Origin of the sequence: Pseudomonas sp. LG1D9, from assembly GCF_002949995.1 — a bacterium.
Classification (GTDB): Bacteria; Pseudomonadota; Gammaproteobacteria; order Pseudomonadales; family Pseudomonadaceae; genus Aquipseudomonas; species Aquipseudomonas proteolytica.
The window spans coordinates 2,187,581-2,211,468 of the sequence record NZ_CP026881.1 but is presented as its reverse complement, the minus strand read 5'-3'; the positions used below and the strand labels follow the sequence as shown (position 1 = coordinate 2,211,468).

The 23,888-nt window shown below is 50.1% G+C and carries 22 protein-coding genes and 1 pseudogene; 9 read left to right on the top strand and 14 right to left on the bottom strand.

Annotated elements, in window-relative coordinates:
* Positions 1-70 precede the first annotated feature (70 nt).
* A complete protein-coding gene (locus tag C5F71_RS10630) occupies positions 71-958 on the top strand; it encodes a formate/nitrite transporter family protein (RefSeq protein ID WP_029297381.1) in 888 nt (295 codons plus the stop codon).
* Here C5F71_RS10630 and C5F71_RS10625 read toward each other — a convergent pair.
* From C5F71_RS10625 to C5F71_RS10600, 5 genes and pseudogenes are all read right to left on the bottom strand, one after another.
* Positions 952-1,707: pseudogene (locus C5F71_RS10625) on the bottom strand (cation:proton antiporter); the annotation flags it as partial. The gene C5F71_RS10630 and the pseudogene C5F71_RS10625 overlap by 7 nt on opposite strands.
* Before the next feature lie 437 nt (positions 1,708-2,144).
* A complete protein-coding gene (locus C5F71_RS10620) occupies positions 2,145-2,543 on the bottom strand; it encodes a hypothetical protein (protein WP_007246729.1) in 399 nt (132 codons plus the stop codon).
* Positions 2,540-4,498 carry a hypothetical protein gene (locus tag C5F71_RS29280; protein WP_256588127.1) on the bottom strand — a complete coding sequence of 653 codons (1,959 nt, stop codon included), beginning with the start codon at positions 4,496-4,498 and terminating at the stop codon, positions 2,540-2,542. The genes C5F71_RS10620 and C5F71_RS29280 overlap by 4 nt, the downstream gene beginning before the upstream one ends.
* The gene (locus C5F71_RS29275) at positions 4,498-6,090 is read right to left on the bottom strand and encodes a hypothetical protein (protein WP_256588126.1); all 1,593 of its coding nucleotides are present in this window, start codon (positions 6,088-6,090) and stop codon (positions 4,498-4,500) included. The genes C5F71_RS29280 and C5F71_RS29275 overlap by 1 nt, the downstream gene beginning before the upstream one ends.
* 326 nt (positions 6,091-6,416) lie before the next feature.
* Positions 6,417-7,829 carry an integrase gene (locus C5F71_RS10600; RefSeq protein WP_104911102.1) on the bottom strand — a complete coding sequence of 471 codons (1,413 nt, stop codon included), beginning with the start codon at positions 7,827-7,829 and terminating at the stop codon, positions 6,417-6,419.
* 652 nt (positions 7,830-8,481) lie between these two features.
* On the opposite strand from C5F71_RS10600, the gene C5F71_RS10595 reads away from it, so the two are divergent.
* The gene (locus C5F71_RS10595; RefSeq protein ID WP_104911101.1) at positions 8,482-9,024 is read left to right on the top strand and encodes a hypothetical protein; all 543 of its coding nucleotides are present in this window, start codon (positions 8,482-8,484) and stop codon (positions 9,022-9,024) included.
* 125 nt (positions 9,025-9,149) lie between these two features.
* Here C5F71_RS10595 and C5F71_RS10590 read toward each other — a convergent pair whose 3' ends face one another.
* The 4 genes from C5F71_RS10590 to C5F71_RS10575 form a co-directional block, all read right to left on the bottom strand.
* The gene (locus C5F71_RS10590; protein ID WP_104911100.1) at positions 9,150-9,764 is read right to left on the bottom strand and encodes a hypothetical protein; all 615 of its coding nucleotides are present in this window, start codon (positions 9,762-9,764) and stop codon (positions 9,150-9,152) included.
* 263 nt (positions 9,765-10,027) lie between these two features.
* Positions 10,028-10,492, bottom strand: coding sequence for a hypothetical protein (locus tag C5F71_RS10585; protein WP_104911099.1), 465 nt, complete (start codon positions 10,490-10,492; stop codon positions 10,028-10,030).
* A gap of 51 nt (positions 10,493-10,543) precedes the next feature.
* Entirely contained in the window at positions 10,544-10,945 is a 402-nt protein-coding gene (locus C5F71_RS10580) for a hypothetical protein (protein WP_104911098.1), read from the bottom strand.
* Between the two features lie 255 nt (positions 10,946-11,200).
* Positions 11,201-11,752 carry a hypothetical protein gene (locus C5F71_RS10575; RefSeq protein WP_071489355.1) on the bottom strand — a complete coding sequence of 184 codons (552 nt, stop codon included), beginning with the start codon at positions 11,750-11,752 and terminating at the stop codon, positions 11,201-11,203.
* Positions 11,753-12,030: 278 nt separating this feature from the next.
* Here C5F71_RS10575 and C5F71_RS10570 point away from each other — a divergent pair, with 278 nt between their 5' ends.
* Positions 12,031-12,498, top strand: a complete 468-nt coding sequence (locus C5F71_RS10570) for a helix-turn-helix domain-containing protein (protein ID WP_071489354.1) — start codon at positions 12,031-12,033, stop codon at positions 12,496-12,498.
* A 341-nt stretch (positions 12,499-12,839) separates the two neighbouring features.
* Here the strand turns inward: C5F71_RS10570 and C5F71_RS10565 are convergent, their stop codons facing one another.
* The 4 genes from C5F71_RS10565 to C5F71_RS10550 form a co-directional block, all read right to left on the bottom strand.
* Positions 12,840-13,541, bottom strand: coding sequence for a retron system putative HNH endonuclease (locus tag C5F71_RS10565; RefSeq protein WP_104911097.1), 702 nt, complete (start codon positions 13,539-13,541; stop codon positions 12,840-12,842).
* Positions 13,538-14,938, bottom strand: a complete 1,401-nt coding sequence (locus C5F71_RS10560; protein WP_104911096.1) for an AAA family ATPase — start codon at positions 14,936-14,938, stop codon at positions 13,538-13,540. Before C5F71_RS10560 ends, C5F71_RS10565 begins: the two co-directional genes overlap by 4 nt.
* A 183-nt stretch (positions 14,939-15,121) precedes the next feature.
* Positions 15,122-16,414, bottom strand: coding sequence for an RES family NAD+ phosphorylase (locus C5F71_RS10555; RefSeq protein WP_104911095.1), 1,293 nt, complete (start codon positions 16,412-16,414; stop codon positions 15,122-15,124).
* Between the two features lie 214 nt (positions 16,415-16,628).
* Positions 16,629-17,791 (bottom strand): IS3 family transposase gene (locus C5F71_RS10550; RefSeq protein WP_104911094.1). Its coding sequence is split into 2 segments (ribosomal slippage): positions 16,629-17,536 and positions 17,536-17,791, totalling 1,164 coding nucleotides; the frame shifts between segments, so codons are not numbered across the junction.
* 62 nt (positions 17,792-17,853) lie between these two features.
* On the opposite strand from C5F71_RS10550, the gene C5F71_RS10545 reads away from it, so the two are divergent.
* From C5F71_RS10545 to C5F71_RS10530, 4 genes are all read left to right on the top strand, one after another.
* A complete protein-coding gene (locus C5F71_RS10545) occupies positions 17,854-19,272 on the top strand; it encodes a hypothetical protein (protein WP_158682859.1) in 1,419 nt (472 codons plus the stop codon).
* A 69-nt stretch (positions 19,273-19,341) separates the two neighbouring features.
* Positions 19,342-19,818, top strand: a complete 477-nt coding sequence (locus C5F71_RS10540; protein ID WP_104911092.1) for a hypothetical protein — start codon at positions 19,342-19,344, stop codon at positions 19,816-19,818.
* A 249-nt stretch (positions 19,819-20,067) separates the two neighbouring features.
* Positions 20,068-21,303 carry a hypothetical protein gene (locus tag C5F71_RS10535; RefSeq protein ID WP_071489349.1) on the top strand — a complete coding sequence of 412 codons (1,236 nt, stop codon included), beginning with the start codon at positions 20,068-20,070 and terminating at the stop codon, positions 21,301-21,303.
* Positions 21,304-21,385: 82 nt separating this feature from the next.
* Positions 21,386-22,117 (top strand): DUF2971 domain-containing protein, encoded by a 732-nt coding sequence (locus C5F71_RS10530; RefSeq protein ID WP_104911091.1) that lies wholly within the window; start codon positions 21,386-21,388, stop codon positions 22,115-22,117.
* Positions 22,118-22,308: 191 nt separating this feature from the next.
* On the opposite strand, the gene C5F71_RS10525 is transcribed toward C5F71_RS10530, so the two are convergent.
* Positions 22,309-22,800 carry a transcriptional regulator gene (locus C5F71_RS10525; protein ID WP_104911090.1) on the bottom strand — a complete coding sequence of 164 codons (492 nt, stop codon included), beginning with the start codon at positions 22,798-22,800 and terminating at the stop codon, positions 22,309-22,311.
* Between the two features lie 177 nt (positions 22,801-22,977).
* Here C5F71_RS10525 and C5F71_RS10520 point away from each other — a divergent pair, with 177 nt between their 5' ends.
* Positions 22,978-23,379, top strand: a complete 402-nt coding sequence (locus tag C5F71_RS10520) for a hypothetical protein (RefSeq protein WP_244526632.1) — start codon at positions 22,978-22,980, stop codon at positions 23,377-23,379.
* 52 nt (positions 23,380-23,431) lie between these two features.
* A complete protein-coding gene (locus tag C5F71_RS10515; protein WP_074908478.1) occupies positions 23,432-23,878 on the top strand; it encodes a hypothetical protein in 447 nt (148 codons plus the stop codon).
* Positions 23,879-23,888 lie beyond the last annotated feature (10 nt).

Genomic DNA, 23,888 nt, shown 5'->3' with positions numbered 1-23,888 from the left:
CGGTGGTCATTGAACGCTCTTGAGGGCGCACAGGTCGTACCTGAAATCGCCCCCTCGTTCAGGTACGCCCATGGCCACGCAAAAAGACGGCAAGACTCCCAATCTGTCGCAGGAAGAACAGCACGACGTGGACAAAAACCAGCCGCCCCGGGCGGCTGTGTTGCATGAAATCATCCGCACCCAGGGCGACCAGGAACTGGAGCGCAGCGTCGCGGCGTTATGGTGGTCAGCGCTGGCTGCGGGGCTGACCATGGGCCTGTCATTGATGGCCATGGGGTTGCTCAACTCACGCCTGCCGGACGGCGAAGGCTTTAAGGTGATCGCCAGCCTGGGCTACTGCGCGGGTTTTTTGGCGGTGATCCTCGCGCGCCAGCAACTGTTCACCGAAAACACCCTGACCGCCGTGCTGCCGGTGATGAGCAAGCCGACCCTGGGCAATGCCGGGCGCCTGTTGCGGCTGTGGACGGTGGTGTTGGTGGGCAACCTGTGTGGCACCTTGCTGGTGGCCTATGTGATGTTGCACTTACCGATCTTCGACACCAAGACCGACCTGGCTTTCTTGGAGATCGGGCGCAAGATCATGGAGAACGACACCGGCCAGATGTTCGCCAAGGGCATTGTCTCCGGTTGGATGATCGCCACTATGGTATGGATGATCCCGTCCATGGAAAGCGCCAAGATGTGGATCATTATCCTGATCACCTATCTGATGGCACTGGGCGACTTTACCCACATCGTCGTCGGTTCGGCGGAGGTGTCCTACCTGGTATTTGCCGGCGAGCTGCCGTGGAAGGACTTCTGGCTGATATTTGCCGGCCCGACCCTGGCCGGCAACATCATCGGCGGCAGTTTTATCTTCGCGTTGATCAGCCATGCGCAGATTCGCAGCGAAAGCAGCTTGCCGGGTAAAAAGGCTGCGGATCCCAGGCATCCGCAGCAGATCGACAAGGATCAGTGATGTTCAGGCGTGGCCTGGGGCTCGCCCTCGGTCACGCGCTTGACCAGCCTGCCGATGCTCAAACCCTGCAACAGGATCGACGACAGCACCACGATATAGGTGATGCTCAACAGCAGGTCACGCTCCGGACCCAACGGCAAGGCCAGGGCCAGCGCCACCGAAACCCCGCCGCGCAGCCCGCCCCAGGTGAGGATGCGGATGGTGCCGCGCGGCACCGTGCGCCAGCGCCGCAGCAACAGAATCGCCGGGGCCACCGTCAGCAGGCGAGACAGCAGGATCGCTACCGCCAGCAGGCTGGCGGCAAGGACATGTAGCCAGTTGAACGGCAACAGCAGTAGTTCCATGCCGATCAGTGCAAACAGCAGTGCGTTGAGCATGTCGTCGAGCAACTCCCAGAAGCCATCCAGGTAGCGACGGGTCATGTCGTTCATCGCCAGCTTGCGTCCCAGGTTGCCGATGATCAGCCCGGCCACCACCATCGCAATCGGCGCCGATACGTGCAGCTCGGAGGCCATCGCCGAGCCGCCGATCACCAGTGCCAGGGTCAGCATGACTTCGATCTGATGCTGCTCGATGCTCTTGATCATCAGGTACACCAGGTAGCCGATCAGCCCGCCAAACACCACGCCGCCAATCGCCTCATGGGCAAACAGCATGGCAGTGGCGCCTACGGTGGGCGTCTCGCCGAGCTGCGCGATGCCCAGCAGGACGGTAAACACCACCACCGCCGTACCGTCGTTGAACAGCGATACGGTCTATATGGACACATGGAACCTATGCCGTACATGTGACCATGTGGACAGACACTCTCTATATGAAGGTGTGGCAACTAGCTTGAGCGCACGTTAGGGCAGGCCCCAGAAAGAATTACGCAAACATGGACGCAACGAGAGATCCTAGTCATACGGCTGAAAGATGATGGTCGATGGGGGGGCTAGATGAGTGCTGTGGCTGCTCTGCGTCCCAGGGCGTGGATCACTTCTTCAGAGTCAGGAGGAGCCGTGCATCACAATGGGACTGGAATATTGTCGGCGAGCGAAAGCGATCAACCGCGCGATGCGAGGTTGGTTATGAAACTTCTTAGAACTGGACTAATGCGAGAGAAAGGGGTTACCAGCGTCCTGAGAGGAGAGCTAATGTTGGGAGCAATACCCAACATTCGCCCACCGGAAGCTCTGCTGGAGACTCAGCCTATGGGGCTTACCAGCCTTGGCTTACGCAGCCTTACAATCTCCCTTTCAAGCTCGTCGATGTATCGGACAAGCATCAGCTCGCGGCTTCGAACTTCGTCGCACTCATTTTTGAGGTTGGCAATTTCCTGGTTCTTAGCTTTGAGCTTTTCCTTTTCTTGCCGAGTGGAAGCTTTCTTTGGAGGGGGCTTCTGCGCTGCCGCTGCGTCCCTGATGGCTTGCCTGAGCGCGGCGAATTGGGGGCGATCAGCCCTGATCGAACCCCTAGTTCGCCCAGCCTCAAGCGCGACCAGGTCATAGGTGATAGGCATGTCTCTAGTGACGATCAGTGGTTCGCCAGCAAGGATTCGGTTTAAAGCATCCCAAAAGATGATTAGGTCGCAAAGTTCGGTCATGCTTGGATCCCCAGGCGAGTAGCGAAGGATGACAGCTCATACTGCGTCTGAAGCTCTGCAGTGTGCTCCATACTTCCTTGGACGCAGGCATCTACAGTCAGGCCCTGAAGGGCAATAAGCTTGAGGAGTTTTGGTTTGATCACGACTGCAGAAGCACAACCATCGCAGCCGAGGAGATCAACGGAGATCCGTTTAGTGCAAATGCTATTTGACGTGCAGCCGCCCAGTGGTGTGGGGCGGTACGACAGCTGACCTTTTTTCACCCGTTTGATTGTTTCCTCGAAGCGTTCTGCATAGCTCAGCTTGAGCATTGATTTCTTGCCATGGATTTGAGCCCAGGCGCCATGAGCGCCATAGAGAGTCTCTTCTGACATAACTACCTCATTAGTATATTGCCAAGATGCAACGTGACGTTCAGACTCTTGAAAAAGAGCAACCATACTGTCTTTGTTGCCACTAAAAGCTTTGAGAATGTCGGGTGCGTAAATAGACCCTCCGCTATAGTATTTAGTCATGACTATGCTTATGTGTTTAAGCATGAGCTTGAGGGCTGGAAGCGTGACGATTCCACTCCTGATCGCGTAGACTGCAGTAGAGCGCCGCAATTGGTGAATGCTTAGTGGCCATGCGTTTCCGATGCGGATATCATTGGAAACATCCCAGATGCGCAAAGGATCAACGTTCTTCAGTTCCTTCATATCCTCAGCGCTGATGGGCGGTGTGCTAAGCCTCCGTTGGAAGCGAGAGGGTTCATAGTTTCCGGCTACCGGTTCTTCCGAGTTAATTGTTGCTGGATCCAGCAACGTGTTGCTGAAAGGAAAATATGCGGTTGATATGAATACATACTGATCGTCAGGAATAATTTCATTACAAGTCAGGATTGTTTTGCAGACGTGAGACGCTGCTGCAAAAGGCATTTCAATATCAGCGGATGAATACCATGATACATATTTCCTTCTTTTGTGCAGTTTGGTAGTAAATCCGTACAGACTTCTGGAAATTACTACTCCAGCCCTGATGTCTTTACGAAGTGCGCTAAGTCGCAAAGAGTAAAGCTCAGACCGCCTCATGCCTGTAAACGCGTAAATTAACATTGCGGCGCAGTAATTGATGACGCCGAAATGACTCAGAAGCTCTTTCTTGTCATTAATGTTGTTGGCTTCTACGTAATCAGTGAGGTCGCAGCGTGCTATGGCGGTTTTGAAGGCTTCTCCCTGAACTTCTGACGAAGTTTCACCTGGGCGGTGATTCCATGATATTACCTGCGCCAAATCTTGTAGCTGACTGCGATGCTCCATGTAGTCAGCGATTTTATTTTTGTAGCCTAATAGCAGTTCTATATAGATGGCGGTTGGTATCGCCAGTGTTTGGTCATTCTTAGTATTTTTAGATGTTGAGGCTGGTTTGAACTGAGCAGTCGCAGGCTTAAAACCTAGATACTGGAAAGGGAGCATCGAGATTTTCGGCAACAGATCTTCAAGTGCTGCTGCATTGCTTTTAGCTGTTTCAAGGCATAGCTTATGGATGCCTTGCACATGCTCGGCTGATGATAAAGCTTGGAAAACAGAAATGCATTGTTGATAGCAATACATTCGAGTTTTCTGCAATACAAGGTTGTACCTGTTAATTGAGTCGACACCTAGCGGCGTACCGGGGGATTTGAAGGCATGTCTGTCCAATGCAAGTAGAATGCTTTTGGATTGCTTAATATTGATTCCCCAGTCCGCATCGGTTTGTTCTCCAGCGTACCCCAGATAAATGACTTTCCTTTGGGATATTCCTCGCTCGCGCCCTTGAAGCGGCCAAGTATTATCGCTAAATTCAACTGGTGTACCATCAGGCAGGTACGCAACCACAAAATTATCCGAAGGATAAACATAGTCCTCAGCTAGCGCCGACCAAGGGGTGTGCTCGGTGTCTAAATACTCAGTAAGGAAAAACTTTGCGAACTGCATTACAGAACCCCTATTTCAGAAAGTATTCTTAGCTTGTTTTGCCAGTAGGGAGTAAGATTTTCATGTTCGTAAACATCAATCCGGATGTCCGAAATTTTTTGCGCCAACGAAGCATTGGCTACCATTTTTCCAATGATCCAGTGGATTTTATTTAATGTGAGGTCGAACACTTGTCCGTGTTCCTTTGGGTTGATTTGTATAAGTTGGAGCTGTTCAATTATGTAGGCCATGCTCAACAGCTTGTGTGCATCTTCGGTGTTAAAGTGAATTAAATTGCTTTCGCAGAACAAGCAGCCAAGAAAGTTTTGGCAGTTTGGCTGTATTGAATATTCGTCCAACTGCTTTGCAGGTATAAGTTGGCCATTACATGATCCTGCTTGAGTGGTTTGAACTGCGCGCTCTTGCTCCACAGTTGCAAGCATTAACCCAAAACTGGTGAAAAAGGCTCCAGCTTGGGCAATGTTTTCTGCGGTATTACCTGCTTGATAACTGGTGACTGCCGTGGTCAGAGTATGCTGCGCATCTGCTGCTGCGACATCGATACCATGATTGGTTGTTTTATAATGGTGATGGAACGCCCGGAGCTCTCGAAATCCAAAAATAATGAGATTGGGATCCACTAGGCGCCTGAGCTGACTTCCTACGATTGAAGAGTATCCATTGTTTAGAGGGAGCGGGCTGTCTTTGCGACCAAATGTGCCAAATAAAAAGCCGAAGTCGTGACCTTCAACCAGGATTTCCCTAATTCGCAGATATGCTCGAAAGTGAACTAGAAATTTTGTCTCGAATGACAAGTCTAGCTCGGTATGGCTGCGCCATTTTATCGTTCGAAAACTTTGAACAACAGTTTCGACGGATGACATTGCATCCCAAGGTATTGAGCCCACTGGTGACTCGTTACCTTCAGTGTACAAAATGAACATGAAAAGGAAGCAGTCGTGAGCAACCTTACAGAGCTGCAGCTGCTCTTCCTTGGTCAGTATTCTGTCGAGGGAAATGAATCTGTCCATAGTTGCTGAGTCTTGTATCCAGCCCCTTTCGTTTAGGCGATCAAATACGGTTCGGAATCCGTCTGAAACGTCGTCACCCGTTGCTTCAACGTGATTCAGTACATCACGTCTTACCGAGGTGAGAATCCTGCCTGGAGTTTTACTGGTTTGGTAATGTAAAATGGCTGTCTCTGACATCACAGGGTAGTAGCAGGACGTAAACCAATAGGTATGTCCAGCTCCTTTCAGAGCGACAGGTACACGCTGTGATCCGCCCAAGAATTCACTTATTGAGTCAAATAGCCCACGTGCAGCTGCAAGGGTGGGGAATAACTCATCCTCGGAAGGTACTTCAGTGTTTATTTTCTCTTCTTTGCTGTATCCAGGATGTTGAATGCCTACACTGATATTTACAGTATGTTCTGGATAAAATTTCTCAGCGGACTGCATTGCTACAGAGAGATTGCGCTGTGGGGTGTTTCGCCGCTCGGGACTAGCTGTCAAGCAGAGGTGGCGAGAGTATTGCACCAGCGCGAGGTGATAGTCCTCAATGCTATCGAGCACTGCGGGGTGACCATTTGAGTCACTCCAGTCCAAGAACATGCTGGTTCGATTAAAACTCTCATACACAGAAGATGGCCGTAGTATGCGGTAAAACAGTTCCGCAATGCTGATGGCCCAGTTTAATAAGGCCTGTAGTCTACTGTATGAAGTAGTTGCGGGATCCACGTGGGCTGGCGTGTATGGTCTTGGTTTTACTCTCACACAATATGAATATGCTCCGATATTCAACCGTTGAACATTAGCGCCATCTCGAAATGACAGCTGCAATGATTCGACAGGTATTTCGTCAAGTAAGAGCATACACTGGTCGTAACTGCATTCGTCCAGGTCGATTGTATAGGGAGCGAATGCAACATGTTCTGGCATTAGGATGCTCCCCAAGTGTTCTGGATTCGCGATTCCAAATAGGCCTCAAATTGATTTTGAGCGATAGCCTTGATTTTTTTCTTGCGTACACTGTTGACGTAGTTTTCAGTCTCTTCAGTGCTCGCATGGGCGAGCCGCTCACAGACAATGTTCAGTAGGTCAGCCCAGGTTATACGTCCAGCGTTGAGATGCTCGAGATTTTCAGTGACTACGTTCTCAGCAAAGGATGCGCGCAAGTTATGGAAGCGTACTTTGAAGGTATGCCCTGAGTGTGATAGCGCTGGGTTCAGTTGCTGGAAAATAAAAGCTTGAATCGACTTGCCTAACCGTTGGCTCCGGTAGTCACCTGCAAAGCTGTCATCAGCTTTAGCGTAATATGGTGCTCCGGTTTTCGCTAAGAATATATAAGTTTTATCATTGTTAGAGTAAAAGGATTTAGCCTTGCGTTCGGCGTACCTGTCAGAGGCTAGGTATGTTTTTAGAGCTACTACCAGCCATCCAGGGATCAGTACCGCAAATCTCTTCTGAAACTTACTGTCTGCGAATCCTTCTTCCCCCACGACGACAGGGTGATAGTCGCCATCAACATAATCATCCAAAGCGCTCGCTTGAATCGTGAAGACGGTTTGAAGTCTAGCCCCTGTTAGGAGTGCAAGAAGAAAACCTAGGGTCATCTCCGTATTGTCGATCTGGAGCAGTGTGTCGATGAGTCCCTTCTGCTCTGTCTCGTCATACGCCCTAAGAGCTTTGGGGCCTAGGTTTTTGATAACTTTCAGCGTCAGATCAGTACGCGTAATCTTCTTGTCATAAGACATGCCTGCTTTGTTCTTGATGCGTATGTATCCTGTTGACTCTTTCCACATAGCCTGCTCGGGGACGAATCCTCTGTGCCGTAACCAGCGGTAGAATGAGATGACTTTACGAATCTTTGCGTTGGCCTTTTGTCCCTCTTTAGGGAACTCTTTGACGACATCCCGGTAATAGTCCGAGTAAGCATAAGTGGGTCTTTTGGCTTTTCTTAAGGAGAAATTTAAAAAATTAATACCGAGATCCGACATGACACAAAAGAAGTCTTTCAAAGCCGCTGCATGCTTTTCTACTGTCGCCTGACTTGCGGTAGCGCCGGTAGCCACGAGATCGAGCAAGTAAAGATTGCCAAGTGCCCATGGGGATCCGTCCGGCTGCAGCAAGCATGGAAAATGGTTGAAAATTTGTTTTTCAACACTCTCCATCGGTATTAAGGGGAACAGGTTTTCATGAGTATTAGAGTCTGAGCAGGAAGTCAGATCGCGCGTAAGCTCACGCTCCTCCACATCTACTGCTTGAAGTAGTTTTAGTTTGGCAATCTTTTTAATTGAAAGTTTACCAGTCGGAGGTTGGTTTTCGATTCTGATCAGGCCTGCATTGCTCATGATTTCTTTATGTCCACACACAAGGGGCGCAGTCGAGAAAGTGCTCGCGGCGGGTAGCTTAGGTTTATATTCGTTTGAAGAGGCTAGCGCCGAGTCATTAGCTTTGCAATAGGCTTTTCCAGCAAGGAATATATGATCTTATGACAATATTAGTTAAGTTTTAATATAATTTTATTGTCTTGCGGGAACGCCGGTTGGCGGGATTTCGGGACAGTAGTTTTCTGCGTACCCTCAGGCGGGCCCAGTGCCTGCTGGGGCAGGGGGAGATATACCCTCATCACCTTAAAGGCGAAGAGTGCCTAAATATATTGTCAATTCTTGGGTATATATCTATATCCCACATATGGGTAAATTTTTTTCTGGGTTGATTGTCTTTCTGTGGGCGTTTGCACGGTCACAGCATTAGATGGCTTGCTGACGGAGGCCATCGGCGTTGCAGCCCTACCTCATTTCCCTTATGACTAGGCAGGTAGGATTGCTGATCCAGTCTTACTGCAACCGACGCGTGCATCATTTGGTTGCGTGATCTGCTTATGTTGCACATTGAACTGCGGCTACGGTCACCGCATACACAGGCTTGTTATAAAATCGCATTTAAGTGTTAGCCTTCGTGCTCACGACAGTTCATTTCATTGCAGCCTCCGGATCATCCATGATCACTCTCCAGCGATTCATCGCTTGGCTATTCCCCGACCGTCGCACCGGCCATGAAAAAGCGCGTGAGCGCGAATTCATCAAGGCAGCGAACAGCCTCAAAACCCTTAGGGTGACACCAGAGGGCGGCATGTCTATCGACCCAGAAGAGCTCCGTGAGCAGATTGTCTCCGCACGTGAGCAGTTGAAGCACCTTGTTCACAACCCAGGAACACGTAGTGGGCCGTGCCAAACAGTTGCGACAGATGAGGTGGCTCAGGAGGCTGCCCCGTCTGCTGAGGAGCTGCAGGACTGTATTGAGGTGGTGGCTTGGCGTCGGCTTTCTGGTGGCGCTACTGTGCGCTACGTGTGCCTTCAGTCCACGCATACCGGTAGGTACTCTGTCGCGACGGCTTGTCTCTTCTCTGGAACCTCGGAAAGTCTACCGACCTGCGTCGACGGCAATACCCACAGGCAAGTCGCTAACGCCCTTCAGGGTGGTGAACTCCACTGGTACGCGACTGTGAATAAGGCCATGGATACTTGGGATGCAGAGCTCTGAAGGTAGTGCAGGTTTTACTGGCGCCAAATGATGCTCATCGCTCCTGGTCTACAAATTTACAGCCCGGCGCAGATAAGTTACAGGGGCTCATTTGAGGCCGAAATTGCACACGCCTGCTTTAGCCTTTAATCACGAGGCTCAATTGGCTGGCTTGCTCTGCGCGCCAACGATTTACTTCTCATCTGTAAATATTCGCTTTCCTTTTGCGTCCTTTCTCTTTTACTTCGCTTTTTAATATCATTATAAAGACTATCTCGATGCTTATTGAATTGCATCCGCTCCCGCAGCATTTCCGACGTCGATGAAGAAGGCCAGGCCAAAAGTTCTCCTTCATTAAATAATAGCCCATTGCTTATCACATCCAGCGGCCACAGATTTTCGACATAATGATCAATCGTACGACACACGTGTGCATGCCTAAAGGCCTTGTATCCGAGGCAGTTGGCTACAAGATCATAAGCAAAGCTAAGTTTCATCGGGCTACCATCAGCCCTAACTAACTTAAGGAGCTTTTTGGCTCGGTATTTGATTTGTGCAATACTCATTCCTTTAGCAGTACCAAGACAAACCAGTACATCAGCTACTCTATCCTCTCTCAGAACGTAATCATCCGTAGGTGCCCAGCTTGAAATATTATTTGCATTCAAGAACGCTTGGAGATGATCTCCCAGATGTACAATTGCAGCTTTTGCAGTAAGGGGCTTTTCGGCTTGCTGCGCAGGGTACACTGTGTAGTTCATTCTCACAAAAGCTCGTCGGTCGATTATTCTCAATCATGCTAATCAAAAATCTCCGACTTGCAAGCCCCAAAAAGAACGAGCTGTCAATACATGGTTAATGTTTTATTGATATATTGACGCTGCTCTTTCAGGTGCGGGGTATTCTTCTATCGCAATCGTTGGCTAAGGCACAGGATTCTTCGGGATGTTACCGTCTTGCCCAAGGTGACGTCCCTCGCAAGCTGATTGTTATTGCAAACAGAGTTAGCCACCTATTCGATGGCTTAAGTTTGAAAGAAAGCGTGGCAGGCGTTCATCAAAGCGATTGCGTCGTCGAGAGCGCGATGGTGCGTGGTGGTTGGTAGTAGGCAGTAGATCTTACTGGCAGCTTCCCGTCCCACAAACACCTCCAGAGGCTTCAACTCGAAGGTGGGCATCAGGTCTGCTGCTTCGTAGAGTACATCGAGCCAGAAACCGTCCTGAGGCGAGTCGCTACATAGCACTTGTCCTGAGAACAACTGATTCATATGCCTCGCCACAACGTCGGCGGGATCACCTTGCTGATGCAACTGATCCTGACAGATGCCGTGCATGTCTTGGGCATCAAACGACCAGTGCGTCCAGTAGCGGGCTGGCTTGATCAGCGAGCTGTAGGAGGCCTCACTCGATACGACAGCGACTTCGATAGGATAGCTATCAGGAGCTATCCCTGAGGCCTCGAAATCGATAAAGAATGAGGGCTGTTCCATCCTGCTGCTCCTGTTAGAAGATTGCGATTCCGCTACGCCGAACCAGTCGCTTTAGCCGCTGGCTGCCTGCGCTACTCGGTGATTGTGCAGGTGCTGCATCTCACGCTCCCACTCAACCAGAAATTTCTGCCAGTCGTGCGCATATGGGCCTTCGGGGAGTCGCGTTGATCCAACGCTGGCCTGCAGAAAGCGCTCTCTCCAGGGCTGCGGGATTTCTTGCTCCAAGACTATATCGATGCCGGAGTGATGGCGTTTCACCAGGGCAGAATGACGAACCTTGTTGAGCTCGAGTGGCTCATGGATGAAGGCTGTGCTGCTTCGCTCCTGGTTGTCGAGATCGTCAAGGATGGCTAAGACACCTAGTGCCATTGAATCACCAGGATGGAGGCTAGCAAGTGCCCAGAGAGCCCTTCGTCTTGCTCTCTCAAGCTCGCTGAGCTCCTTACTGGTCATTGCAGATTCCTCTGAGATGGCTCGAAGCTGAGCAGCGGTAATGGCGTGCCGCCTGACGGCGTATGGCTGGTGTGAACCGAGCCACAGCAAGCTGCGTCTCGGCCCTCCGGGCGCTCATCCTGCACGCCTGCGCGCTCCGCTTGCTAGATGCTCGCATGGTATGGAGGGCATCACGCTGCGAATCTGGAATTCCTGCTGCGCTTTCTAGCGAGTGGGGCACGATGTTGCAGGTACCCCAGCGTACCGCCAGGTTGGCTACTTATGAAATTTACTGAAGCGACTCGAAAGTGTCGCAGGGTCGATGCTTTCCCAAACCTCTGGATTCGCCGTTGCACTGAGCATCACCTGAGAGCGCCAAAGAAAAAACAGCGCAGCCAAGCTGCCTTCCACTAGCGCAAGCACAGTGGCGTTGGAGAACACGTCTGGGTTAGGCCCAAACAGGAGTCCCAGAGCGAATAAAGACGGAACCCACCCAATTACGAACATCAGGCAAAACGCGATGACTGCAAATCCTGCAAGAGCGACAGGTACTTTGAACCGCTGACTGGTATCAAATATTTTCTCACCGCGCTGGGTCAGGCCGTAGAGCACTCCATGATTTTTCTCTTTTTTCTTACTCCTGTTGAAAATTCCATAGAGGGTCGCAGTTTCACCTGCTTCTAGCTCTTCATAGAGCTTGTTGGAGACCTGGAGATTCGGAATCACCGCGCCATCCAAGCTGATCTTGATTTTATGACCACCGCTTATGGGGTTTACAGACCGAACGTAGTCAACCTTTCCTGAAAATTTCACGCAATCAAACTTCATTACTACCTATCCCTGCCTTCACAAAAATTATCCCAGTCATGGCTAGACACTGATCGATGCTGAACGCAAGCGGGCTTATGCGGTTCATAAGCGTTGACTCAATGACGCATCAGACGAGCGTGGCGCCCTTGAGATGTCCCTTGCGATGCTATGCCGAATATCGCGCCGTCGTGATCAAGCAGCCGCCTAGCTACCGATATGTCACGATAATATCATTATGATCTGTTTATCGAAACGTGCCCGTCGTGGCTCTATCCTCAGTTTTGAGGATCCTGCTCATGCAACTGAAAGAGGCGCTAGCGGCGGCGTTGCGTGGAGCACGTGCTCATCAAGGCTTGAGCTACGACGAACTGGCAGGGGCAACCCACAGGACTTACGTTGGAATGCTTGAGCAAGCACGAGCGAATCCGACGCTCGAAAAGCTCGACGAGATCGCTGAGTACCTTGGGCTCGACCTCCTAACCATGGTCACGTTAGCCTTAGCGGCTCAGGGGAATGAGCCTCCATCGAATGTATTGCAGCGCACGGCCTTGAGAGTCCGAGAGTTTGAGGCGACAGGTGGGTGGCAGTTGGTCGAGGAGCAATTCAGTGGCGGTAAGCTGATTAAGCGTTCCCAAGGAAAACCCAAGCAGCCGTTGAATGCTGAAAGTGTCCGGGCCCTGAAGGCACAAGGTCTCGACAAGAAAACAATTGCGGAAAGGCTCGGGCTTGCCAGGAGCACCGTCCAGAAATACTGGAATACCTGAGCCTGCAGTTCGCCAGATATCGACGATTCAGGCTAGCCAGAAGTCGCTATCTAGTTGCCCAGCCATACACCTAAAATAGGCGAGCATACAATTGTGTCATGACCCGCTTTAAGTATGGCGGCAGCAAAGGTTGTAGAAAAAACCAGGTCGAAGAAATAGCTATTTTATTGAGGGGATTAATCTACAAAGGCATCAGGGCGTCGACGACAGTTTAAAGCTGAAGCTAATGCACAAATCAAAGTCTTAAGCCCCAGGAGGGTGGTGATTTAAAAATTTAAAACATCTTACCCCCCTTGAGATGCGTTGTGATTTCTCTGTATTTGATTTGCGTTGCAACTAGATCATTTCACGCATTTGCCAACTTTCCCGAACATTTGAAGGCTCATGCTGTAGAATGAGTAAATAGCTCCGCTAGATTTTCCAATATATAGGTCGGCTAGCCTTTGGATTGCATAGCCATCCGGAAGCGCATCAATAATTAAATCGTTTAGTTCGTTCCACCAAGATTTGCGTTCTCGAACTAGAAACTGGCTGTTCAGGTTTAGGCATTCGATAGTGTATTTTGCCCGAGCAGAGTCAAGCGTATTTAACCCTATAGCAGGAACTACCTCGCCATTGGACAAGTAGTAAAAAAATCTTTCACAGCCTGGCTTGTGCGGAGTGATAAAAAGCTTCTTGTCCACGGTTTGTGACTTGCCTATTGCATGCCCGCCAAATGCAGCTCTACTACAGGCGTTGCTTATTGAGCAAAGATCACTGCTACTAAGTGCGCTTGCTGCAAGATTTGCGTATTCAAATGTAAGCCTTGGGTATTGGCTTTTATTTAAAACATGCTCCACATGATAGCCGTACCCATAATTTTCAGCCCTAAGCTCACTATAGCAGCATATTTTAAACTGCTCCTCCAGTAACGCATCAAGGAGTGCGGATTTGTTTTTGAATCCACTCCACCTGCGCCCTGCCTCCTTTGAGGATTCGGGAGGGGGATTATTAATGTGTTTAAGTTGGTGATAGCCTTGCTGAGACTTAGCTATATATCTCATTGACTAAGAGCCCGCTGACGAAAAATACTCCGTTGGAGACGGAGCAACTGAGGGTGTTTTTCACCCAAGACCTGGCTCAGATTAGTCATCAACAGAACGGCCTCAGGTTTGTCATAATAACCTTGTTCCACTAATGAGGTCAGGTGCTGCAGTTCTACTCTCTCTGGAACTGGAGGCAGCGGGTCAACCAGCATCACTCCCTGGAGTACATCCCCGGCGGGCTCACCATAACTTTGCGCATATGGCTTTCCTGCTACAACCCGATTTGTACTGTCTCGTCCCAAGATGCGTATATTGTCGCGACGTACCGTGCTTAATACCTGCGGGCTATGAGTCGTAACTATAAATTGAATGCATGGGAAAGCTTGCTTAAGATCGTTGAGAATTGTTTGCTGCCAAGCTGGATGAAGATGTAAGTCAATCTCGTCAATCAGAACTATTCCATCCGTCTTCTCCGCCGCCTCAGCACCGAATTGGGGGTTTAATAATGCGCACCTGCAAGCCAAATCACCCACCATTTGAATCAATCCCCGAGCCCCATCCCCGAGCTGGGAAAGTTTAAGCTTCCCTGCACCACTCTGCTCGAAATATAATTCGCTTTCACCTTTACGGGGCAGTATTAATTTCCAGCCGGTAACATTTTTTACTGTATCTCTGACACCAAGCCAAAGTATGGTTGCATAGTTCTTGTCAAAAAGACCTGCATATACGGAAGAAAAAAGATTACCGACAAAATAGCTGAACCCCATAAAGCTAGTGGTTACATTGACTGCTCCATCGTAACCAGCAAGTCTAGGGATTTCCCTATGGATACTACGCCGACCGGCATTTTTTTTCCATAGCCTATTCGTCCCGTAAAATGCAATTACAGGAAGATTTGGTGTGTCATTTTCTTGACCGGTTAGCTTTTGTATGTCTGCCCATATCGCATCCATGCTCTTCGAGGCTGCGTGATACGCTACCATTGAAACATTTTTCCATTTGCACTTCCCTCCGCTATTATTTAGAGAGCAGCTTATCTGATACATCTCAGACCAATCGAGAGCGAATTCATCTACATCAAAATCATCGGCGTCGTGTATTTCATCAATGTCATCCCAGTCTCGCTGAAAAGCACCATCTTCGGAAAACCAAGGCTCAGCTCTTACCGAGCAAGGATATAGTTGTTGGCCATGTTTAGAAAGAACGTCCTCCGCCTTAATTGTAGGCACAGCACCTCGCCTGATATCCTTTCCATAGCTTTTAACATATGCCCACAGTAATAGTTTTACTGCGCTAACGACGGAGCTCTTTCCGCTGCCATTCTCTCCAACTATAATTGTTATGTCTTTTTCGAATCTCATATCAAAGCACTCTAGACCTCGATAGTTAGTCACTGAGATATGCTTGATTTTCAACTGGCAACTCCTTTAAGGAGGGGGTTGATTGGCTTGGTGGTTACCATGTTAATTCCCTTGTTCTTAATGCTGTATGGTGACCCTTGAGAAACTGCTGAAGGCTCTCTAGCGGTAGGTTTTCTTCGGCCACGACGACTGCCGCAGCCGCGCATCTTTTAACACCTACGTCAGCGTACATAGCCTTTAGTAATCATCCCAGTCGTCATAATACTCGTCGGACTCTGGCTGACCATCCTCGCGCTGGAGGTCTTCCGTTATGAATCTGACACGACAAACCTTATGCCTGACCAGCGTGTCAGGAACGTACTCAATCGCAGGCGTCTGCGATGGGGGGCTGCTGAGCAAATCATCTAGTTTCGTGAAAGCAGTTCGAGGCTCGAGTGAAGCCACCACCGCATGATTAAAAAGGGTCAGGTTAGTGCCTTTCCGCACTTGAGCGGATTCGAACAGTACACCGTCGAGCGGCGGGTCGAACTGCGTAGCTAGGTACTCCGCCATGACTTGGGTAGCCAAGTATTCGTGTTCCTGGTTCGGAAGCACTGGTACGGTGATTTTTGCGTGGAGCGTTTTCAGGAAGATGCGCCGACCCATTTGCTCTTCATAGCTTGCTTCAAAGGCACTCAACGGCCTCGCTTCGTAGGCTTCATCCAATGCGATGAAATCCAGGACGCGAACGGGCCTTGTGAGCTTGAATTCGCCGCTAACGACTCGTCCTCCTACTGGCGGGCGAAGCTCGGCAACACATGTTTTTCGATCAAAGGCTCCATAAAATGCAGCCAAGCCTTTAGGGTTCATTCGGCCAGCACCAGCGGCCTCCTTGGGTGGAGGGCCTAGTTCTGCAGCAGGCTTGCTAATGATAGAGTCGTATTCTGCAAGGGAATCACAGCGCCTGGCACGAAAGATCTGTTCGTCGACAAGCTCTCTAATAACGGACATCGAGCCATCAGGGCTTTTGAAGGATGAGAGCCCTCGAAACAGCCAGTCCAGAAAATCCTTGGCATGCTGACTAAAAAATCGATTTCCATGCTTCATTTCGTTCTGAAAATTCAGCCATCGAGCTTCTGCTTCTCTTGGTCGAATCACTCTCCACTCATAGTTTTCATCATCGCTGTACCTCGCTTCACCTCCCTGAATGATGTCGTAATGGGAGCTTTCGTTGAGGTCGCAGAGAACACGCTCGACAACGGGGTCGTCCTCATCCAAACCAAGTAATTCTGCGACATGAAAAATAAGGGGGTCGCCAGCCTGCTCTGTTTCAGAGCGTTTCCCATTGTCATCGTAATGATCGTATATCGCTTCAGGATGGCAATACTTCTGGAGGACATCGTCGACCATGGTGATCAGGGCGTCGAATGGGATAGCCTTACGCCTTTTTATTAGGCAGAACGAGCACTCCGCAGTCATGCCGGTTCGCCTGATCAACCCAATGAGATAGGCTTCGTTCAAGCATTTGTGGCAGATCAGGTCTTCATCCATGTGGCTGTGCTCAGCAATTCAGTTGACGGTGATTCTAAGTCAACATAGACGCTCGGCTCGATGGAAACCTGCGGCCCATAGGCTCTGCCCTCAAGGAGCCCGTTGGAGACCACGTGTAGACTTGGGCTGCTTAGCCACTAGGTGTTGCAACACCATGGCTTCATAGCATTAGCACTGACAAATGGAGTTGATTTTAAGGTTATGACTGTAGTGGTCAACTGATCCCGGACACGACGTTAAGGTTTTTCTCGTACTGAGCGGGTGCCAGTCCATCATTGAACTGGTGTGGCCGAACCCAGTTGTAGCGATGCATCAGATAATGACTGATATCCCGCTGTGCCTCTTGGGCCGTCATGTAGCCCACGGCGGGTATCCACTCGGTTTTCAAGCTGCGGAATACACGCTCCATCGGCGAGTTGTCGTAGCAATTACCTCGGCGACTCATGCTCTGGCGCATGCGGTATCGCCAAAGCCGCTGGCGAAACTGTCGGCTCCCATATTGGGAGCCCTGATCTGAGTGAAACAGCAGGCCCTGAGGCTTGCCGCGTTGCTCATAAGCCATGTCCAGCGCCTTGATGACCAAGTCCGTGTCCGGTTTGTTTGAAAACGCCCAGCCCACCACCCGACGCGCATAAAGATCCATAACCACCGCCAGGTAATGCCATTTTCCTTGCGCCCAGATGTAGGTGATGTCGCCACACCAGACCTGATTGGGCGCGAGTACATCGAACTCCCGATTCAAAATGTTCGGAATGTCAGGCCTCTCCACTGTTGCTTTTTTATAAGCATGAGAGCCAGGTTGCTTGCTGATTAATCCCAGTTCCCGCATCAGGCCACGTACCTTGAACCGACCAATTTGCTCGCCATCTTCCTGCAATATCGAAACGATACTGCGGCTGCCGGCAGCGCTTCTACTTTGCCCGAACAGCTCATTGACTCGACTGAGTAAACGAACCCGCTCAGCGTCTGGAGCCCGACGCCGCTGGCAATGGTCGTAGTAGCACGAGCGAGGTGTCTCGAACACCTCGCACAGCAATTCGATCGGCTCATGGGCACCTAGCTGATCGATCAGCGCAAGCGCTCGTGTTCTTCCGACATCAAGAGCGCGGTAGCCTTTTTTAAAATGGATTTCTCCCGCTCAAGACGAGCGATCCGCGCTTCCAGCTCCTGAATTTTCTGCTGCTCGGGCGTCAGGGCTTTACTCTGAGGCGTTACGCCATTGCGCTCCTGCTGGAGCTGGCTAACCCAGCGACGCAGCGCAGACTCGACCACCCCTAGCGAGCGGGAGGCCTCAATGTGGCTATAGCCCTGATCGAGCACGAGGCCTGCGGCCTCACGTTTGAATTCAGCAGAGAAGGTACGGCGTTGTTTGGTCATCAGACACCTCTATCTGGCGATATTCTCGCCTAAATGAGTGTCCGGAATCATTAGACCACTACATGACCGCACCACATGCCTCGACCTACCGACGTCCCGCAGACTGGAAGCAATTCGAGCGTCTGTCTTTAGCAGTGATGAGTTGCGTCTTTAAAAGCAGGTTCGATCAGTACGGTCGGGAAGGCCAACGGCAGCATGGCGTGGATCTGTATTGTCGCCTCAAAAATGGTTCTCTCATCGCCGTTCAGTGCAAGGGACGAAATGATAACCTCGGCAAAAATCTGACCCTGGCTCAGGTAAACCAGGCGGTTCTCGAAACAGAAGACTTTCCGTTCAAGATCGATCACTTCTTCATCCTTACCACCAGTCCGCATGACAAGCACCTGACCAATCGTGCCTTAGAGCTCACGGAAGAGCGAGCTATCGTTGGAAAGGGAACAGTGGACGTATGGGGCTGGGGGGCGCTTGAAGCTGTGATTCAAGAGAACGCCTCGCTCCAGGAGTCATTTTATCCTGACTACAAACCGAAGATTTCTTTTCGTGGCTGGTTCCTCAGGGTCGGGTTGGCTAGCTGCTTTTTCGTAGCTGCCGTCGTGGGAACTCATAAGTACCTTACCTATCAAGCCGATACAGCACAGATGAACCAAGCGACTGTCGAGGGCCTCACTGAGTATATGGATCTGAATGATCGGTTGATTCAGATCTATGAGGGTTGCCTAGGGATGCTGGACAAAGAGACCTTTGCCTTCTCATATTCTTTTCAGCAATTTTGCATCGTTCCTGTGGAAAGGACTCTGAATGCAATGGAGCATCAGGTGCAGCACGCCAGTTTGAAGATTGATATTGCTGCGATTAATCAGCTGGATGTGCTGCTCGATCTTTTGCGAGAGGATTATCGACAAGGATTGATAGCCAATCAGATGACTGATTTTTTTGAACAGGGCATCAGGGATAGCCAGAAGGCATTGTGCATTCCAAACAATTCTGACGCGTCCGCTGAACGCCTGAAGCGGCTGCGCAAGCCTGCTGACGATGCGATGAACCGGCAGCTGGAGTTCTACTTTATCCTCCGCGACTTTATCCTGCCTGGGCTTCAATCCATGCAGGCAAATGTGCTGGTCGCAGCTCGGCAAAGTAACCGCAGTGGCCTATCAAAACAGATGTTGAGTGACGCGCATCAGTTAAGCGAACTGCTGAAGCAGCGCCACCAGTATCGAATGGAGGAGCCACAGCAGCCTTTCACTCTGTCTGCTGTGAAGAATTTGAGCTCACGAGGGATAACAATATCAGGCGAAATGGACACCATGATTGAAGATGCCCGATATGCCCACGTTTTGCTCAAGGGGATTCGAGCATCATTTCTTGGCAAGCACGAGGACGTGAGTGAGCTAATTGAATGCGGCGTCTATGTTAAGGATGCCGGAATAAGGTTCCGCAAGGATGAGGAAGCCATCAGGGCCTCCGCTGTACCAAACGCCTGAGATGAGCAGTCAGGCTCTTGCTTACCGAGGCACTGCTTTTGGTAGCACTGGCGCACAGAGGCATGCTACATGACGCAACCGCTCTTTGATTTTGACCTAAAACGCGTTTCTCGTCGGCACTACATAACTGGCAAGGCCGCAATCAATTTCCCCCAGCCAGGATGTATCACTGGTGGTTGGCATTTCCTGTCTTACTTCGACCGAGATTCGGGCGTTGCTAAAGTGTCGCTAGCAGGGATTCACTACCCAGACACCGATGCGTTTTTTGGTGACACGGGCATCACTGACGTGACCGAACAGCTCAGGAAGCGTGGATGGCCCATAGTGGACAAAAAGCTCTTCATGGCTGACCACTACAGAGCTGCTGCAGACATGATCGTGAAATGGTCGTTGAGCGATTCAAGATACTGCAACGTAGAAGTCGCGGAATGGTTCCCTTCCCCTGAGGCTACGCAGCGGCTGCTTGGAATACTGAATCTTGGCAAGCCCAAGCTTTCGGAATGGAACAGGCTGCAAAAAGTGGAAGCTTGGCTAAGCTCGCAATAGGTGATGAAGTCAGGTTAGTCAGGAAGACAGCCGTTGTAAGACGCTGAATGAGAGTAATGAGTCATTGAAAATTTTGGGGAGCGCCTCACGGGTCTGGCAGTCATTAACTATGCCCCCCTGTAGTGTTGGCCGATTGGACTTCCATCCACAACGCATCCGGATGCGCCTGCACCTCCGTGCTGTGGTTGCTTTCTTGCTTCAAGCTGTACAGGCTTGTAGTTTGAAAATATCGAAAATCAGGAACGCCACATGAAGATTTCGTTGATAGACAATGGGCTTGACTCCCTTCGCAAAGGTTACGTCCACTTGGGTAGGTATGAGAAATTATTAGCCGAAAAGGCCGGCGACACAGAAAGATTCTCAGCACTAAAAGACTCAGTCCTATCAATCCAACATGGTGTTGAAATCTTATTCAAATACTCTCTCAAAGAAAAAAATGAGATCCTGCTCTTTACCGACATTTCAAAACTCAAAGAAGCTTATAAAAGCCGACGAGAGGGAATCATTAAAGAGCTCTATGAGTACGAAGGCTTACATACCGTAACATTTAAGGAGTCTATCGAGCGCCTAAAGGATATCTGCGGCATTCATATGGATGAACGGTTTGTCAAGACTCTAAAAAAGGTTGAGGCATGGCGGAATAGCATTACTCATAGCGCTGTGCTTTTGAGGGAAATTGAAGTAGCAAGAATCCTAATAAAATTTTTGACAGAGCTGGATGATTTTTTTGGCCCTTTGATCGGAGAACCCTACCTAAAAGGGCAGGGACGAACAGAGTTAGATCGAGCCTATAGGCTGACAAAAGCGGTCTACGGCGAGCTGGATAACAAAATTAAAGGATTGACGGTTGAACGTTTAATTGATGTGCTGCAATCTAATAATCTTAAAAATGTGACCGCTCCGAGCACTTTTCTAATCAAAGATCCAAAAAAGGCTTACGCTATACTGGAGCAAATACAGGGAAGCGAAATCCGGTATGGTTGTGACTTTGTAAATATGCACAACTCCGGTCATGCACAAATTGTAAGCCTAGCAGAAGACGATATCCTCACGATCCATGCCGTGGATATTCGAACCAAATATCAGTTTTGTTTAGATGCTCTGGTTGTACACATCCCAGAAATCAACAACGACCGTTCGCCTCTCATATTCATGTTCGCTAAACGCCTCACAGCGCAGGGCAAAAAACCCTATGTCAGAGAGGACGTAGGATGTACCCTGCAGCATGGAGTGAACATCGATGCTGACGACTCCTATCACTGGGAGAGGGAAATGCGCGAACAATCAATCGAAGACTATAACTCCGACACTCCCCAACTTCCGTCACATAAGGAAGCTATTAGATTTTTATCAGGTGGCCCCGTATGCTTCATGAACATCCAGCAGCTGGAATACGGATCTGCACATCGTCTTCTTGATAACAAGGCATTTCAAAATCCGGAAGCGTTACATGCTGCCTTTCAAGAAATGGAGTCAGGCGAATAAAGAGTGGTCGAGGAGGATGTTCGGTGGTGCCAAGTTCTATTACCGACATGGGATGGTAACCGAAAGTAATTGGTAGGGGTGAATGTTGAGAACTGTGTTTGATGAGTCTATTGATGCGAACGAACACTTGTGGCGATACTTTAGGCCTGATCGTTTTTTAGAGATGATAAATCAAGGGTGTCTTTATTTTGCATCTGCCCGACAGTTTCAAGATCCTTTTGAGGGGGCTACTGCTGTACTACCACCAGGATCAATTCATGATCCCCGGTTTTTGCCGCAGAATGAGGGCGGCGAAAGAGCCTTCGAGCAGCTACGTCGTCTAACAAAAATATGTTGTTGGCATCGAGCTGCATATGAAAGTGATGCGATGTGGCAGTTGTATGCTGCAGCATGGAAAGGAGTAGCTATTCGAACCAGTCCAGCGAGATTGGCCAAGGCGATTAAGCCCTTCAAACTGAGGAAGGATTACGCTGACGAAACTCTCTGGAGCGGTAATGTTCGGTATCTCGATCTGTTAAAAGAGAGACTTAGGGTTAATGTGCTTGAGCGCTTTATGTACAAGCACAAGGCATTTTCCTGGGAGCAAGAATTCAGGCTGATGATATCACTTCGTTTGGCAGAGGAATTTGGCGTAAAGGTTCCTGAGTCTGGTATTAAAGTGGCCGTAGATGTTTGCTTGCTTATAGATCGAATTTATCTTGGCCCAGAACTGTCTATTGACGACACTCAAGCTATTCGCCTTGCCGCTGAGTCTGCGGGACTTGGCGATAGGGTCAGGGTATCAAGTATGCTGGGAACTCCTAGATATACTTGAACTAGAACAATAGGCATGACCCGCTTCAAATCCGGATTGAAGCAAGGACGGTCGTAAAGCGCGCTGCCGTATCGCGGCAGCAGTGATGCCGGCATGAGGCCTAAACAGACTATCCTCGCTTCAACTCAGATCAAAACCTCTTATGAGTGTGCGGTGCCATGCCAACTTGGACGCAACGGAAGAGCCCTGTTTCACGTACTCGAGTCTTCGGAGAGAATGCGCTTCCAATGACGATTGACTAGGCTCGGCGACAAGCCCAACTCCTGGGCGATCTGCGCCTGTGTCATGCCGGTTGCTCTAAGCCTCCTAACGGCGTCGAGGCTTGCGGGGTTCTGAGGTTTTCCGCGTGTACGCTGAACTAAAGCCCCATCGGCAAATTGCTCTGCTAATAGCTCCATGCCCCCACCAGCTTCAAACGCTCGAAGCTGCTCTTGTGCATTTTTCATGAGGTCAGGATATGGCGTCCCCAGCCGTGCGGACATGCACAAGGCCAGAAGGGCGAGCGGATCTATCTCAAGTGCTTCAGCCAGGCTTTCGAATTTCTCAAGCGTGATGCTGGTTTCACCGCGCTCCAGAGCACTGATCTTGGACTTGGCGCTGGCATCCGAAAGCTTCTCATACCGGATGCGTTTGTTCAGGCGTAGAGCCCTGAGGGTACCTGCTAAGGCGATTTTGAGATGCATGGCTTGACCAAAAGTCAGGATATAGCCATACCAATGGGTTTCCGATAAACATCAATATGAGGTATTATTGTAAATATCGGAGCGGCTCCAATCCCTCTCTCCAGGCCTGACGCCAACAGGGGGGGGCTGACAGCGACCACGGCCTGACAATTTATGATAAATCCTAAGGGTGAAGAGATGGACGTGGATAGTCCCATTCAAGACGGTCTGTTGGGCGTTCCTGGTGTCAGCCTAATGGGCGCGGAGCTTTGTCTTGATGACGCCCTGCAGGCGGCGAGAAAGCACTACAAGCACCTTCCATTATGCGTCGTCGAAGAGTGGATCATCCTGGATGCCATGGTCACCGACGATGAGCGAGCGAAAGTAATCGCTGCAGGCTGCCAGCCAATGTTCCTGTTTGCTCACAAAGTTGTGCATGACGAGCAGAGGCGATTTGAGCCCGGTGATTGGGTGAGGTCGAGCATGGGGACTGCGTTCAAAGACGAATTTATGTTCGCGACCCGAAATACAGTTTACGTTCTGATCGGGCCGGGCCATCGCAAGTCTTCCTCCATAGAAGCGATATTTTCCCTTTTCTGATTACCAACCGTTCTGCTGGGCAACTGACGTGTTCCAGCAGGTGAGGCGACACATGTTCAGAACCATTAATAGCGACCTCATAGGCGTACCAGGATTGTTCGGTGAGGGCGTGTCCCATTGGCGCGGAGTATCAAGGCTGCTCCGGACGCCGTGGTATCACGTCACCCTCAGCGTCGAAAACGATGGAAGGCACAGCGAGTGCGCGCTGATGATTGACGACACGCGCCAGCTTCAAGAAATTTTGATGATCCAAGGCTCTGATTTAGGTATCGCCGACATCATGGCTGTGACGCCGTCCTGGATGAATAAGACTGGTAGTTGGCAGATGGAGCGATTGACCAGATTAAGCGTAGGTGAGGACAGAGTTGGCTCTGAGGTTTGTGTCCTGGAGGTGGGTGATGGCGAGGTTTATCACACCTCGCACCAACCAGATTTCCAGATCGAAGCGCTGGCAAACGTAAGGCCCGTCTTCCTTTTAAGCATGATTCGATCAGCCTGAAAGTTACCAT